The sequence below is a fragment of the Parabacteroides sp. PF5-9 genome (genome assembly GCF_029893105.1).
Taxonomy (GTDB): domain Bacteria; phylum Bacteroidota; class Bacteroidia; order Bacteroidales; family Tannerellaceae; genus JARXWG01.
Genome location: NZ_JARXWG010000034.1, coordinates 1 through 14,956, shown reverse-complemented (window position 1 = coordinate 14,956; position 14,956 = coordinate 1). Strand labels below are relative to the sequence as shown.

10 protein-coding genes and 1 tRNA gene are annotated in these 14,956 nt (G+C 41.3%); 4 read left to right on the top strand and 7 right to left on the bottom strand.

Translation table 11 applies throughout. The features are described 5' to 3' along the window. Window positions 1–15: 15 nt before the first annotated feature. Window positions 16–3,474 (top strand): DUF1080 domain-containing protein, encoded by a 3,459-nt coding sequence (locus M2135_RS14845; protein WP_280749311.1) that lies wholly within the window; start codon window positions 16–18, stop codon window positions 3,472–3,474. A 94-nt stretch (window positions 3,475–3,568) separates the two neighbouring features. Here M2135_RS14845 and M2135_RS14840 read toward each other — a convergent pair whose 3' ends face one another. Continuing rightward, window positions 3,569–4,252 (bottom strand): hypothetical protein, encoded by a 684-nt coding sequence (locus M2135_RS14840; protein WP_280749310.1) that lies wholly within the window; start codon window positions 4,250–4,252, stop codon window positions 3,569–3,571. Window positions 4,253–4,266: 14 nt separating this feature from the next. Continuing rightward, complete coding sequence (locus M2135_RS14835) at window positions 4,267–4,758, bottom strand: sigma-70 family RNA polymerase sigma factor (RefSeq protein WP_280749309.1); 492 nt, start codon at window positions 4,756–4,758, stop codon at window positions 4,267–4,269. Between the two features lie 454 nt (window positions 4,759–5,212). Here M2135_RS14835 and M2135_RS14830 point away from each other — a divergent pair, with 454 nt between their 5' ends. Then, the gene (locus M2135_RS14830) at window positions 5,213–6,712 is read left to right on the top strand and encodes a DUF5018 domain-containing protein (protein WP_280749308.1); all 1,500 of its coding nucleotides are present in this window, start codon (window positions 5,213–5,215) and stop codon (window positions 6,710–6,712) included. A 72-nt stretch (window positions 6,713–6,784) separates the two neighbouring features. Here the strand turns inward: M2135_RS14830 and M2135_RS14825 are convergent, their stop codons facing one another. The 4 genes from M2135_RS14825 to M2135_RS14810 form a co-directional block, all read right to left on the bottom strand. Continuing rightward, entirely contained in the window at window positions 6,785–8,509 is a 1,725-nt protein-coding gene (locus M2135_RS14825; RefSeq protein ID WP_280749307.1) for an alkaline phosphatase, read from the bottom strand. Window positions 8,510–8,552: 43 nt separating this feature from the next. Continuing rightward, window positions 8,553–9,731 (bottom strand): Xaa-Pro peptidase family protein, encoded by a 1,179-nt coding sequence (locus M2135_RS14820; protein ID WP_280749332.1) that lies wholly within the window; start codon window positions 9,729–9,731, stop codon window positions 8,553–8,555. Window positions 9,732–10,010: 279 nt separating this feature from the next. Beyond that, window positions 10,011–10,889, bottom strand: coding sequence for an AraC family transcriptional regulator (locus tag M2135_RS14815; RefSeq protein WP_280749306.1), 879 nt, complete (start codon window positions 10,887–10,889; stop codon window positions 10,011–10,013). 307 nt (window positions 10,890–11,196) lie between these two features. Next, window positions 11,197–12,864, bottom strand: a complete 1,668-nt coding sequence (locus tag M2135_RS14810) for a formate--tetrahydrofolate ligase (protein WP_280749305.1) — start codon at window positions 12,862–12,864, stop codon at window positions 11,197–11,199. A 481-nt stretch (window positions 12,865–13,345) separates the two neighbouring features. Between M2135_RS14810 and M2135_RS14805 the strand changes: the two genes are divergently transcribed. Further along, window positions 13,346–13,858, top strand: coding sequence for a glutamine synthetase (locus tag M2135_RS14805; RefSeq protein WP_280749304.1), 513 nt, complete (start codon window positions 13,346–13,348; stop codon window positions 13,856–13,858). Between the two features lie 19 nt (window positions 13,859–13,877). On the opposite strand, the gene M2135_RS14800 is transcribed toward M2135_RS14805, so the two are convergent. Beyond that, window positions 13,878–14,468: a TIGR00730 family Rossman fold protein gene (locus M2135_RS14800; RefSeq protein WP_280749303.1), complete on the bottom strand. Its 591-nt coding sequence runs from the start codon at window positions 14,466–14,468 to the stop codon at window positions 13,878–13,880. 189 nt (window positions 14,469–14,657) lie between these two features. Between M2135_RS14800 and M2135_RS14795 the strand changes: the two genes are divergently transcribed. Further along, window positions 14,658–14,729: transfer RNA gene (locus tag M2135_RS14795), tRNA-Arg, on the top strand. The last annotated feature ends 227 nt before the right edge of the window (window positions 14,730–14,956 follow it).

Below are 14,956 nucleotides of genomic sequence, written 5' to 3'. Positions count from 1 at the left end.
GACAAATAATCGATTATGAGAAAGATATATACTATTATACGAATAGGGGTTTTGTTGTTTGGTCTATCTTTTATGATACAAGCACAGCAAAACCGGACATCAACAACCGTTGTGGCTGATGTATTGGCACAGATGCCGGCGGAAAAACAAGCGGATTACAATAAGATGATCTCCGATCTGGTTTCAACCGGTGATGCGGGAGTGGATATGTTGGTAGAGATGATCAATGCGCCCGGGAAAGGTGATAATTCGTTGACGGATTATGCCCTGAGCGGATTAGCTAATTATGTGAGCCTGATTGTTGTTAAAGGGAATGAAACGATACGCACGAATGTGGCTCAAGCATATGCGAAAGCATTAGACAGAGTCACCGAACGGGAAACCAAAGCGTTTCTGATCCGGGAACTTCAGATTATGGGCGGAGACGAAAGTGTGGACGCCCTGGCAAAATACCTTACGCATGAGAGCCTGAGTGGCCCCTCTGCCCGTGCTTTGGCTAATATCAATACAGCAAAAGCCAAACAGGCGATGCAATCGGCTTTAATGCGTCGTATGGGCACGCCTAAAACACAACAGGATATTATTCTGGCGATCGGTGAAGCACAAATGGAAGTACCAGAAGATCTGATCAAAGGAATGCTCAGCAACGGAGATGAAAATATGCAGAAAGTAGCGTTGTACACCTTGGGACGGATCGGTACAAAAGCATCCTTCAAAGAGTTGGCTACAGCAGCTGAAAAGGTCAACTTCGCACCGGATAAAACCGGAGCAAACGAAGCCTATATTGCATTAATCAATAGAGTCGCTACTTTGGGAGATGCCAAAGAGGCAGAAAAAGAAGCCAATAATCTGTTGAAAAAAGCAACCAAAGCAGAAAAAACACACTCTCGCATTGCAGCATTAGAGGTATTAATGGAATTGAATCCCAATAAAACAAAACTGTTATTGAACGCCTTGAAAGATGACTGCAAAGAATACCGGAACGCAGCATTGAATTTTGCTTCCGGGTATGCCGATCAAGCAATGTATGTAGAGGTGATGAAAACCATGGTCAAAGCAAAAACTCCGCTGAAAGTTGATGTACTCAACTGGATGGGACGTGAAAGCAGTTGTCCGGAAAAACAGAACATCATTAAAAATCTGGAGATACGTTTCGACCTGCCTGCCCGGCAACTGTTTACCGACCAGTTGAAGAGTACTGAGTTTGAAGTAAAACAGGCTGCCGCATGGGCGTTGGTGAAAATCGGAGATCCGGCAGTTATTCCGGCATTGGCCGACTTATTGACAAATAATGATCCGCAAGTGGTGAAACTCGGAGAAGAAGCGTTAACCGCTTTCAAAGGGGATATCAATTTAGCTGTTACCCGGGCGATACCTAACGCGACCGACGCCGGAAAAGTGGCAGCATTAAAACTGTTGGCTATCCGTAAGGCCGACAAACACCTCAACGTTGTTTTAGAACAGACCAAGTCGGCTTCTGCTGATGTGAAAGCGGCTGCATATCAAGGTCTAAAAGATGTGGTTTCGGAAAAAGACTTTATCCAATTAAGCGGTATGCTGGAAACAGCAGAAACAGCTGCGATCTCTCCGATACAACAAGCGATTATTGCTTCCGTAGCCTCTCAGACACCGGCCAATCAATGGTTCACTATTAACCGTCGGATGTTACAAGCCAGTTCGGACAAGAAATCGCTCTATTACGTTCCTCTGGCGGCAACCACAGAAAAAGAAGCGCTAAAAACGATTGTAGACGGATTTAAGAATGGAACAGGATCAGCTAAAGACCAGGCATTCGAAGCGCTAATGAGTTGGAAAGGTCCGGAAATTGCCGATGAACTATATGCAGTTGCCAAAGATCCGTCGGCTGCAGCCTATTTTGATCGTGCGTTGACAGCGTATATCGGCTTGGTATCTCAGCCTTCGTTAACACCCGACAACCGAATGACCTTCCTGCGTAAAGCGATGGAAATTGCAAAAACAGATGATCAGAAAAATAATATCCTCAGACGGATTGAACGAACCGGAACTTTCCTGGCTATGATGTATGCCGGAGAATTCCTCGATCAAAAACCGCTGCAACAAGCGGCAGCTAACGCAGTAAGAAATATCGCCCTCGCTCATCCGGAATATGCAGGTGATAATGTCAAAACGTTGTTAACCAAAGTATCACAGGTGCTTGATAATCCGGATGCACAATATCAACGGGAAGCGATCAGGAAATACCTCGATGAGATGCCTGCCATTGAAGGTTTTGTTTCGATGTTCAATGGCAAAGACCTGACCGGCTGGAAAGGTTTAGTTGAGAATCCGATCAAACGAGCCAAAATGACACAGTCGCAATTGGCCAAAGCACAGGTTAAAGCCGACGAACAGATGCGTAAAGACTGGAAAGTGGAAGACGGATGCCTTGTTTTCGACGGGACAGGATACGATAACCTGTGTACTGTTAAACAGTATGGCGACTTTGAAATGTATGTCGACTGGTTGTTAGACCCCTCTGGGAAAGAGGCTGATGCCGGGATTTATCTGCGTGGAACACCACAAGTACAGATGTGGGACACTGCACGGGTAAGAGTAGGTGCTCAGGTAGGCTCAGGTGGGTTGTACAACAATAAGGTACACGAAAGCAAACCGTTGAAAGTTGCCGATAACAAATTGGGCGAATGGAATACCATGTATATTAAAATGGTAGGCGACCGGGTAACCGTTGTTCTCAATGGCGAGTTAGTGACCGACAATGTTATCCTTGAAAACTATTGGGATCGTTCACTGCCAATCTTCCCTATCGAGCAGATCGAATTACAGGCTCATGGCAGTAAAGTCTATTACCGCAACTTATACATTAAGGAGTTGGAACAAGAAGAACCGTTCAAATTATCGGCAGAAGAGGCTAAAGAAGGATTCAAAATCCTCTTTGACGGAACCAATATGCATGAGTGGACTGGAAATACGGTTGACTACACCATGGAAGACGGTACTATCTCTCTGGTTCCAAGCAAAGGTTCAGGAGGCAATTTGTATACGAAAAACGAGTATGGTAATTTTATCTTCCGTTTTGAATTTCAATTGACCCCAGCTGCGAACAACGGACTGGGAATCCGTACACCGATGGAAGGCGATGCAGCCTATGTCGGTATGGAACTGCAGATCCTCGACAGTGAACATCCGGTTTATAAAGATTTGCAGATCTATCAGTATCACGGTTCTGTTTACGGCATTATCCCTGCCAAACGAGGATTCCTCAAACCGACAGGCGAATGGAACTATCAAGAAGTTATCGCCAACGGTGACCAGATAAAAATCACCTTAAACGGCGAAGTCATTCTGGATGGCAATATCCGTGATGCGGTTAAAAACGGTACCCCTGATAAAAAAGAACACCCGGGCTTATTCAACCCCAAAGGACATATCGGCTTTTTGGGACATGGCTCACCGGTTAAATTCCGGAATATACGGGTAAAAGAGTTGAAATAACACTCCCCCGCAAACCGGGTATAATATAGGACGACTGTCTCAAAGTCTAAGAAATACACTTCGATTTTGAGACAGTCTCTTTATATATCGGTATTTACTCCTCTATATGTTCCAGCTCATCTAAAAATTGGAGTGCCTTTTTGACACGCAAGCTGGTTACCCGGTCTATAATCCGCCTAACCCACGCCTTATGACTATGTTTTACCGATAGCTGGTTATAATACCATACACCCAAAGGGATCATTACAACCAGTGTCACAAGTTCCACATACCACCAAGACCCATTGGTTAGTTTTAGGATATCAAAATCGCCAAACACAGTAATATGCAGATCTTTAAATGCTTTTGAAAGAACGACCGGATAAGAAAGAAATGCCGGGATAAAGAGTATTGTCAGTCGATGGAACTTGATCAAATAAGTCTGTATCTGCATCAGTGCGCGCTGCATAGTCAGAATATCATTGTCCGAATCGATACTGCGGAGTCGTTTTATCTGACTCAAACAGTTAAAAAACAGATACGTATAGAATACGATAAGTACCAAAGCAGAGATGGCATATGCAAACGAGAACAGATTATAACAGAGAAACAACACCAACAAGAGTAAAGCGATCGCATGAGATGTTATTTCAAAAATCCGCTGCCAGTACAAAGAGCGAAGTGGCGATCTGACTTTTTGAATCTGTATCTGATGAAGCGTTTGCGTGTTCAGCTTCAACAGCTTCTCCAATTTCTCATTCTGCTCTTGCCAGATTAACTTTAGTTCATTGATTTCCATAACTAAACTGATTTTTAAAATTTTGATTTCATTTTTTTCTTTATGCGATTAATCTTTGTGGCGACATTCGTCTCTGTAATACCTACTATGTCAGCAATCTCTTTGTAACTCTTGTCATCCAGATAAAGCAACATGATCGATTTATCGATCTCATTCAACCCATGTATAAACTGGTACAACAGATTCAACCGTTGGTCACTCTCCGTAGAGCGTTCAAAATCATCGTCGTATACGATCAGATCTTCAGAAAAGGCGTTAAACTGCAACGACCGAATCTCTTTCCTATAAAAAGAGATCGCCACATTTAAAGCGACACGATACATCCAGGTGGTAAACTTACAGGAGGTAGGTGTATAGTTCGTGAAAGCTTTCCACAGATTATAGATGATCTCTTGCGCCAAATCATCGATATCCTCTTTCTCAGTACAATACGAACGGCATATACTGAAAATAATCCCTTTGTTTTCTTCTAAAAGCTGTAAAAAGGTCTCTTTATCTGCAACCATTGGTTTTTCTGATTTATTTTTTCAAATCGTACTACGTAAACAGATCCTCTGTCTAATCTATACATCGAAAAAAATGAAAATAATCACAAGGTTAAGAAAATAAAATGTATACATCCTTTTTTCTACATCATCCTATAGAAATAAAAGCAGTTTGCTGATCCCTTTTTTGTTACACCTACCTCTATTTTCTGTTAGAGGTACGTCTAAACGAATTTAGAGGTACGTCTAAATCTATTTAGAGGTAGGTGTAAAATAATTTAGAGGTACCTCTAACAAAAAAGTGTTCGTTTATTTCAAAAAAACCGACAGCCACGTGATGGTTTTTGTTTGGATTCGTTCACTGCGCAATGCGACAAATTCATTTTTTTTATATCTTGCGCCACCAATTAAGGTAGCCGTTTTAAAATTCAAGACATTATCAAACGCTACAAACACAAATAACAACTATACAATTATGCATTACAAAACACTTTTCTTGCCATTGTTGGCATTATTAACGCTGCACATCTCATGTAGTGGAGATGACAAAGACCCGGAAATTATAAAAAGTTCGGAGAAAAAAATACTGAAATATTCAGTAATTGGATCAACCGGAGTGATCAACGAAAGTGATAAAACGATTACGATCGATCTGTCGTCGTATCCCGATATTACAGAAGTACGCCCTTATATCGAGATCTCCGACAAAGCAACAATCTCTCCTGCATCCGAGGATCTTGTCGATTTTAGTAACCCGGTAAAATACACCGTCACTGCCGAAGATGGCTCTAAACAGGTATATACCGCTACGGCGCAGTTCTTTCATACAGATTGCTTTATTAACAAGTTCTTTATTCTTGGACGCGAAGGCACTTTCTCTTTTAATGACAGGACGAAGATCACCGTTTTGGTTCCTCATCAAGCCGACCTGACACGCCTGATACCGGATGCCGAAATCTCGGAAGGGGCAACAATACACCCCAGCCTGGGCGTGGAAACAGATTTTACCAATCCGGTGGAATATGTGGTGACATCTGAGAACAAAGAATTTAAAAAGACCTATACCGTACAAGTGGTACAAGTGCCTTTTGACTTCCGGATAGATTCTATCAGCACAACCAAAGTACGGGCTGCTCAGATCCTCGATATTATCGGTACTTTTGCAGAGAAAGAAGAGAGTATGAATGTCTTTCTTATCGACGGCAATGGTAAAGAAACAAAATGCTCGATCTGGAAATACACCCCGTCGTTTATACGTATGACTGTTGACAAAGACCTGCCTGTAGGTGAATACGACCTAAAGGTGTCGTATTATAATAGTTATATTGAAGAGGCTATTATCTATCCTGAAAAAATAGAACTGACAGATGTCTATCCGACCGTATCGTTCGTCTCTACATCTAGGCTGGATCCAGCAACAGACGATCTGTTTATTGTCGGTGAGAATTTCACCCCACAGAAAGAGACAAAAGCGACAATACGCTTTACCGACAGAGATGAGATGATGGAACTGGGTGCTAAGACCTTTTATTTGAAAGGAACAGTATATCGTTCCGGTGATAAAGATATTATCCGTGTGGAAGGTTTAAACCAATTGGAAGAATCAAAATCCTACAACTGTACTGTTATTATTGATGGTGTGATATCGAAGAATGTGGATATTATAGACATAAGGAAAAATCCTACACGCCCGCAAATATTGTCTATTAGCAACACAAATCCTGCAGTCGGTGAAACGGTAACGCTTACAGGTAAAAGACTCGGATCCGCCATTGTCTTCTATGCACAGGTAGTCGACGGATCAAATATGTACTTGCCGGTAATGTATTTAGGAGATCAGTCTTGGCAACTTATAAATGGAATAGACCATCTTTCTTTCCGTATGCCTAAGTTTGGTAACGTTACAAAGTATAAACTAAAGGTGACATACTACTCTGTAGAATCTGAATTCTCGGAAGTAATCACATTAAAATAAGATGTTACATCTTATGTTGTAAAAAAAAGAGAAGGGGCTGCCCCTTCTCTTTTTTTCTATTATATATACCGCTTATTGTAAATACCGAACTAAGTCGGTCGGCAAATAGAATGTTTCGTTCTTATCCACATATACAATGACCGAATTAAGTTGAATCTTTTCACCATTACTTCCGGATTGAATGATGTTGGTGAACGGACGGATGGTTAATTGTTTCTCCTGGTTCGTCGTGTTTTTAACAACTAAAGTCGGGGATTCTTTCCTATCCGAACCCGGAACAATCTCACAGGTATACCCTTTAAAGACATCGGTATGCTTGGCAAATAACTGATCATTCAGTTCGTCCAATTTCCCTGTTAAGCCCAATACGGCACAGAGGTAATGATTCAGTTCGATATTCGTCCGGCGACCGATAGGAAGCGAGTTGTTATCCGGATGATAAGCAGCCAGAAATACCTCTTCACCGGTATGTCCGCCTGTGGTGAAACCAAAACAGGTCTTGGAGGTCATCAATTTGGCCATAAAAGAGGTTAGAGAGCCACTATATAAAGATGGAGCAATTCCTTCGGAAGAACGTTTCTCTACCGGTACAGGACTATTCGCATAATCTTTACAATGATTCAACGCCGCCAATTCTTCTTTAGAAAGTTCGAAACCGGCATATGTTCTGAAAATATCCTGCACTTCCGAATAAGGTTTACTATTTACCATTTTGGCAAAACCTTCGGCGGTCAGTTTAAACTGTGAGAAGGGATGGAATAATTGTTCTTTGGTCAGTTTGTCATAGCCGGTACATTCATATTTCCCTAAACTGATCCCGCTATTCCCGTGATCGGGAAGAACAACAACAGCTGTTTCTCCATTTTGACGGGCAAATTCAAAGGCTGCCTGACAGGCGCGGTCAAAAGCCAGGAAATCGGACACCATCCCGACCGGATCATTTGCGTGAGCCGCCCAGTCGACTTTACTCCCTTCGACCATCAGGAAAAAGCCATTCGGGTTCTTTGCTAATTTTTCAATCGCGGTACGTGTCATCTCTTCGATAGAGGGTTGTTCATTCGGGTCACGGTCAAGATCATAATCCATGGCGCGACTGCCATATAATGCCCACATTTTAGAATTGCTGTCCGATCGCATCCCTTGCAGGTTGTCCTTATATAAGGTATAACCGTTGGCCAACAAATAGTCTTCACTTTCCTGAGGAAGTAACGACACGCCCCCTCCTATCACAACATCAATATTATTATGAGCCATTTGTGGAGCAATCCAATCGTATTTGCTGCGATTATAACTATGTGCCGAACAATCCGCCGGAGTAGCATGCGGGAACTCACAAGTGAATACCAATCCGGTCGCTTTATTTTGAACAATTTTGGCGGCCTCTAAAACAGTAGTCAACGGTTGATAGGCTCGGGAAGGATCCATCGGGTAAATATCATTTGCCCCATCAGCCTCCGGATAAGTAGAGACATGCCCTGTACGGCTAGGATAACCCGTCATATAACAAGAGGTTGTAGGTGCCGAGTCACCAATAGGTGCATTCGAGGAAAAGGTTGTGACCGTTCCACACAGGTAAGGGTCGATCGCCAGATCCGGCTTAGACGGATCGGAATACCACTGTGCCCAGCGGGCAATCGATACGACAGGCAATGATGTCCCGTCGGGAATCAGAACAATCAGGTTTTTAACGGGTTTAACTTCACCAGCTACAGATCCTTTTTTAGGGATCAATACATAGGCCAGTCCTAATGCTAACGCAATGACTAAAAGCAGTAATAATGAATTTGTCTTTTTCATCGTGTGATTATTTATTAGATTTAACTGTTGTGTAGCGTTTATATCATCCTTTCAGGTCGATAATATCTTCTTCAAAGTGGGTCAGTTTTTCTAATCCGGTATCAGTCACCAGAAAACTGTTTTCAATACCTACCGCTCCGACACCGGGTATAACAAACTTAGGTTCTAAAGCAAAAACCATATTGGGTTCCAACACCTTTTTTGAGCGGGGTGCTAAAACAGGCAATTCATTGATCTGAATACCAATACCGTGTCCGATAAATTTGGCCTGTTGTTTTGTTCCCATAAAGTAGGAAGTTAAACCTTCTTTTTCTACTATTTCGATCGCGAGATGATACAGTTCACTACAGATAGTACCCGGCCGGGCTATTTTTTCTATTTCTCTCTGGATCTTTAAAGAGGTTTGATGAGCGTGATAGGCTAAATCCGTTAGCCGACCTATCGAAAAAACCCTCGTCATATCGGTTATATATGCGGTATAGTTCCCGGCCATATCAACCATTACCGTAGTACCCTCCTTCAAAAGGGTTCCATTCGCTCCGATCGGACAAGAGAGGTTCATCCCTCCTCCTCCTAAAGCAAAATCAAAAGGTGATGGTGTTTCGGCATTCTCACCGGCCAATACACTCCCCATATAAATATCCATATTGGCACCATACGTTCGAAAGATACCCATTGACCCATTCCGACGCATCACCTGCTCGATGGCTGATTGAAACTCCAGGTCGGTTATACCCGGACGATAACAACCTTTTACGTATGCATAAGTCTCTGCATGTTTTACGGCAGAATAGCGAAATTGACTGATTTCCCACGGTGTTTTTACCTGACGCAATTGGCGCATCAACGTTGTGGCATTACCTGTTTCCTTCGCCTGAAAAACAGTTTGCAACCGCATATAGTCGGTATAAGATAATTCATCGGCTTCAAGCAACAGTTTTTCAGGCATAGCCAACCGGTTCTCACGGAATAATTCCGGTAATTGCTCGGGTTTACGGATGTAGAAAACCCGGTCACCGGATAAACCGTTCGGTCGTTTGACGAAAAAATAAGGCTCTCCTGTTGCCGGCAAATAAAAATAGCCGTTAAACACCCGGCCTGTTGTGTAATATAAATTCACATCTATGGTCAATAAACAGCCATCGACATCTTGTTGCCGCATAGCTTCTTGCATACGATCCCATTTGATTTTCAAATCGCTGATCAATTCCTTTTGTATCATCATCAAATACGTTTAGTTCTTTCGAACATCAAAGGTATTAAAATATCAACAATAATGAGATATGTATATGCCTGTAGTTGAACAAAAGAAAGAGACAAGGCAAATATAAAAAAAGCCATTCCCGCTTTATGAACATAGCGAAAATGGCTTAGAAATTGTGGATTATAACGTATTTTGTTCAGAATACGCCTATTCTGAAATAATTCGATTATATCTTGTTCGCAAAAATAGAACTATCTCCTAGTATTTTATTCATTATTTCAACCTTGTTTTTCACAATTATAAGGTTTCTGCTAACACATTTATACCTTCAAAAGAACTTCTTTTACGGATTTTACCGGGAGGTAGGCCAAAATGCTTCTTGCAATAGTCATTAAACTGCGACAATGAGAAAAATCCATATTCAAATGCGATTTCCTTAAATGTTTTCTCTGTTGTATTCAAGTCGTGATAAAGCAGATTGTTCTTCTTTTCCCTCAACCAGCGACTGGCAGACATTCCAAATACGCGTCTGAACTCTTTTTCAAACCCCGCTTGGCTATAGCTGGACAACTCCGACAACTCTTTAACCGTTATTGTCTTATGGTAGTTCTTAAGCACAAAATCTGAAAAACCAAAATTCCCACTAAGAAGCGAACGGAAGCAGAGTGCTAAACTATAATTGGAATAAAATGTGCCCAACAGATAGAGCAGTTCTTTGACTTTAAGCTGTAGAAAAAATGGGCAATGTGTACCATTTGAAATGTATGTTTCAAGGGTAGAAAGAAAGCCAGTAAGCCCTTCTTTAATCTCTAATACATTTTCCTGATTGACAATTTCCGTTTTCTTCCGGTTGAGTATCTCTAATGAAAAACGCTCACAAAACTGCACCTGCTCCCGCAAACGGAAAACAAGTACTGAAATATCCGCTAAAGGCTGAGCTGTATATTGACATCCGGAGGGTAGTAAAAAAAACGTCCCTGCAGGTATCTCAAGATTTAAATAACGGTCGTAAGAAATCACAAATGCACCTTCTAAAACGAAAATCAATTCACTTTCAGCGATTACTCCTTTCCATTCTTCTCCTCGGTTAAAATGCATCTTCTCGATGGCCGGTTTTTCTTCCTCTTTACAATGGAAACAGGAAAGCTGATTTTGTCGGCAAACAAGATCACTCATAACTATCTAATTGTGTATTATACTGTTTCTGTTTTATAAGCAAAGAGATCACTCCGTCTTATAAAACGCATCAAAAAGACACTTCACCACGGTCGAAAATCACGAACAGAACCTATTGCTTACAAACGGTAAAATCAAAAAAAAATAAAAACAATTCATTAACACCTATTTCTTCACACACAACGTCTCTTTACATCACGAAGCAATAACTCTGATACTGAGTATCATTTTCAATGGATACAAAGATAATACTTTATTCACAAAACCACCCTTTTTTTTCTTATTTTCTGCCATTTTTAAGCATTAACTAACTTAATCCTTCTATTTCTCCATCCACAATATCGATCTTTTTGGCCTGTGGATCTTTGGGTAAGCCTGGCATTCGCATAATTTCACCCATGATAATCACAATCATTTCTGCGCCATTATTAATGATTATATCCCTGACCTTGAGTTCAAAACCTTTTGCTACTCCATACGCTTTCGGATCGGAAGAAAAGGAATACTGCGTCTTAGCAATACAAATAGGATAATGTGAAATGCCCAGACTTTCTATCTGTTTGAGTTTCTTTTCGGCCAAAGTCGTATAAACAACAGAGGATGCACCGTAAATCTTTTCCGACACCTTACTTATTTTATCTTTAACCGAATCTTCATTTTCATAGGTATATCTCAGCGAACCTGAAGGATTCTTTTCAATAGTATCCACCACCAATTCTGCTAATTCTTTTCCACCGTTTCCGCCTTCCGCAAAAACGTTGTTGACCACAAATCCAACTCCACGTTGACGGCAATGTTGCGCCACAAGTGCTATTTCCTCCTCCGTATCGGTCTCAAACCGGTTAAAAGTAACAATCACCTGTTGACCAAACGTTTTCATATTATCAATATGTTTATCCAGATTAGCCAATCCGCTTTCAATGCCTTTGAGGTTGGGTTCTTTTATCCGTTTTTCAGCGACTCCTCCATGTAATTTCAAACTTTGAGCCGTTGCAACTATAACTGTTAACTGAGGAGAAAGCCCTGCCTTCCGACATTTGATATTAAAGAATTTCTCTGCACCAAGATCCGCACCAAATCCGGCTTCGGTAATCACATAATCACCATAGGTGAGCGCCATTTTAGTAGCCAATATCGAATTACATCCGTGAGCAATATTTGCAAACGGTCCACCATGCACAAATGCAGCCGTATTTTCCGTTGTCTGAACAAGATTCGGATGCAAGGCATCTTTCAACAAGACAGTTATGGCACCTGCTATTCCCAGATCCTTGACTGTAAAAGGTTCGTCATTATACGTATACCCCAACAATATATTCCCGATCCTTCTTTTCAAATCATCCAGATCAGTAGCCAAGCAAAGAATTGCCATTATTTCAGAGGCAGGTGTAATATCAAAACCTGTTTCAGTCGGAATACCATTCGCTTGACCTCCAAGTCCGGATACAATATTCCGCAAACTACGGTCGTTCACATCCAAGACACGCTTCCACTTGATCTCTTTCAAACCCTCACAACTGTCCCTTGTCTGATAAATATAGTTATCCAATAAAGCTGTAATCGTATTATGAGCAGATGTGATCGCATGAAAATCGCCGGTAAAATGCAGATTGATATTTTCCATGGGCAATACCTGGGCATATCCTCCTCCTGCCGCTCCACCTTTCATGCCGAATACCGGGCCAAGTGATGGCTCACGTAAAGCGACAACCGCTTTTTTCCCGATACGATTCAACCCCAATGCCAAACCAATCGACACCGTGGTCTTGCCAATCCCAGCCTTTGTCGGCGTAATGGCAGTCACCAATATCAGATGATGTTTTTTTATCGCTCCTTCATCAATCAAACGAAGGGGTATTTTTGCGATATATTTTCCATAGTTCTGAACTTCTTCGCGAGGAATACCTAAATCTGTCGCTACTTCCTTTATTTTACGAAGAGGCACGGCTCTTGCTATCTCTATGTCTGACTTCATGGTTCTATGATATTTTAAACGATAACAAATTAAGACCTTTTCCTCATAATAACAAAATATAAGTAGATAAAGGTTTTACGCGACATATTTATCCTTGTATCAATTTTCGTCTTTATCACCCTTTTTTTCTTTTTGGCGATAAAAACAACACCAAATACAGCCCGTTGTGATTTTCTTTGTCCTAAGAACAATAGACATATCGATAATTAAAGCGTTAATTCAGATCGATTTTTCACACAATAATGCAAGGTTAAATTATCAATATGCCTTCTTTTTGCAAGGTCAAGTTTGCATTTTGATGTCATTTTGTCGTTTTACGTATTAAATAATCCTAAAATGACAAGCAAACATCCGCTTATCAGCATCGTTTTGTTTATATTTGCATGAAAATAGCGATAAAATATAACAGATATCAAATAAATCGCAACAAAAAACAAGAAAATATCAGTTTAACAAATACAACATATCGAGCAAAAACAGTATGACAACAATAAAATTTAGTCAGGAAGAGGCCTTAGTCACAAAGTCATGGATGACAGGCTGGTTTGAGAAAATAACAGCTATTCTTTTCGGGAACAACAGACCCGTCACCGCTCTTACAACAGTAAATACCTGTAACAACGAATGGGAAACCGAAGTATGCCTGTTGGAGGCCGAAATCCAATCGCTCTATAATCAAACGGCTCTACAGCTTATACCGATGGCAGGCGTTTATCAACAACATCTGATAGATACCTTATTACAAGCCAGTACGGTTTATGCACCCGAAGAGGCTGAGTCTGTCTTTTCCGAAGAAGTACAAATTATTGAGGACATAAAAGGGCATGTTTCAGGAATACAGCACAATACAAAAAAGATACAGGAAGCAACAACAAAAGCAAGCGACATCAGCGACATACAATCGAAAGCCGTTATCTATCATCATACGATGAAACCTTACCTGACAACACTCCGGTTTCATATAGACCAACTGAAAAGGATTATTTACAAATAATCTGTATATAAACAGCTGTTCAAATGGCCGCAAACTTGCCATAACCACTATCCCAGACAGGTGTCGAATGAATCAATTCGACCGCCTCTTCCGGTGAAGAGACCACATGCCACATCTGTTTATGCTGTGGCCGCATAAACTGCTCATCAATCGCCACATCAAGCATCCGCAATAAAGGATCGTAGTACTGATTGCTATTCAGTATGACAATCGGATTCAGATAAAGTCCGAGCTGCTTCCAGGTAATAATTTCCAACAGTTCCTCCATCGTTCCGCAACCGCCGGGCAGCGCTATCACCGCATCCGACAACGTTGCCATCAGCTGTTTACGCTCATGCATACTCTCCACCTCTATCAACTCCGTTAATTCCGCATAATGCCAGCCCTGTTCTACCATAAAACGAGGAATCACCCCCGTAACCGTGCCACCGGCTTCAAGTGCAGCGTCAGCGACAGCACGCATCAAACCAATCGATCCGGCACCGTTCACCACCCGTACTCTTCGCTCTCCCAATAACCGCCCAAGCGTAGTCGCTGCCTCAAAATAAACCGGATTGATTTTTGTACTTGACGCACAATAGACACAGACGGAAGAAATCGTATTTCCCATTTTATCGTTTTTAATGGATTGCAAATAAACAAAAATAATCAGGAGCAACAAAAATCAACAACTCCTAAGATATCCGATCCCCTTATCACACATCTGTCTACCACATTTTTATCAGACACTCCCCTACCTTTCGCTTTCAAATGTTTGTCCGTTTACAGAAAACCGCTTACTTTTGTCTCTCCAAAAATTGCCCTTGTAGTTCAACGGATAGAACAAGTGTTTCCTAAACATTAGATAGCAGTTCGATTCTGCTCAGGGGTACTATAAAAGGTCAAACTTAGCTAATTGTCCATCGACTCCAAACAAAAATTCGTTTGACAATTGTCGAACGATCATTCTATAACTGTCAAACGATCATTTCACAATTGTCAAACGATCGTTTCACAATTGTCGAATGACTTATCCTAAAATTGGTTGTCACATTTCGTCACTGTTTACTATAAAAGTTGACACAACCAAAACTCATCCCTAACAAGGTTGTCATTTTG

Coding starts and splice junctions, on each gene's coding strand:
- M2135_RS14800 (WP_280749303.1), bottom strand. CDS start 14,468: ATGGGAAATACGATTTCTTCCGTCTGTGTCTATTGTGCGTCAAGTACA.
- M2135_RS14835 (WP_280749309.1), bottom strand. CDS start 4,758: ATGGTTGCAGATAAAGAGACCTTTTTACAGCTTTTAGAAGAAAACAAA.
- M2135_RS14810 (WP_280749305.1), bottom strand. CDS start 12,864: ATGAAGTCAGACATAGAGATAGCAAGAGCCGTGCCTCTTCGTAAAATA.
- M2135_RS14825 (WP_280749307.1), bottom strand. CDS start 8,509: ATGAAAAAGACAAATTCATTATTACTGCTTTTAGTCATTGCGTTAGCA.
- M2135_RS14840 (WP_280749310.1), bottom strand. CDS start 4,252: ATGGAAATCAATGAACTAAAGTTAATCTGGCAAGAGCAGAATGAGAAA.
- M2135_RS14820 (WP_280749332.1), bottom strand. CDS start 9,731: ATGATACAAAAGGAATTGATCAGCGATTTGAAAATCAAATGGGATCGT.
- M2135_RS14830 (WP_280749308.1), top strand. CDS start 5,213: ATGCATTACAAAACACTTTTCTTGCCATTGTTGGCATTATTAACGCTG.
- M2135_RS14815 (WP_280749306.1), bottom strand. CDS start 10,889: ATGAGTGATCTTGTTTGCCGACAAAATCAGCTTTCCTGTTTCCATTGT.
- M2135_RS14805 (WP_280749304.1), top strand. CDS start 13,346: ATGACAACAATAAAATTTAGTCAGGAAGAGGCCTTAGTCACAAAGTCA.
- M2135_RS14845 (WP_280749311.1), top strand. CDS start 16: ATGAGAAAGATATATACTATTATACGAATAGGGGTTTTGTTGTTTGGT.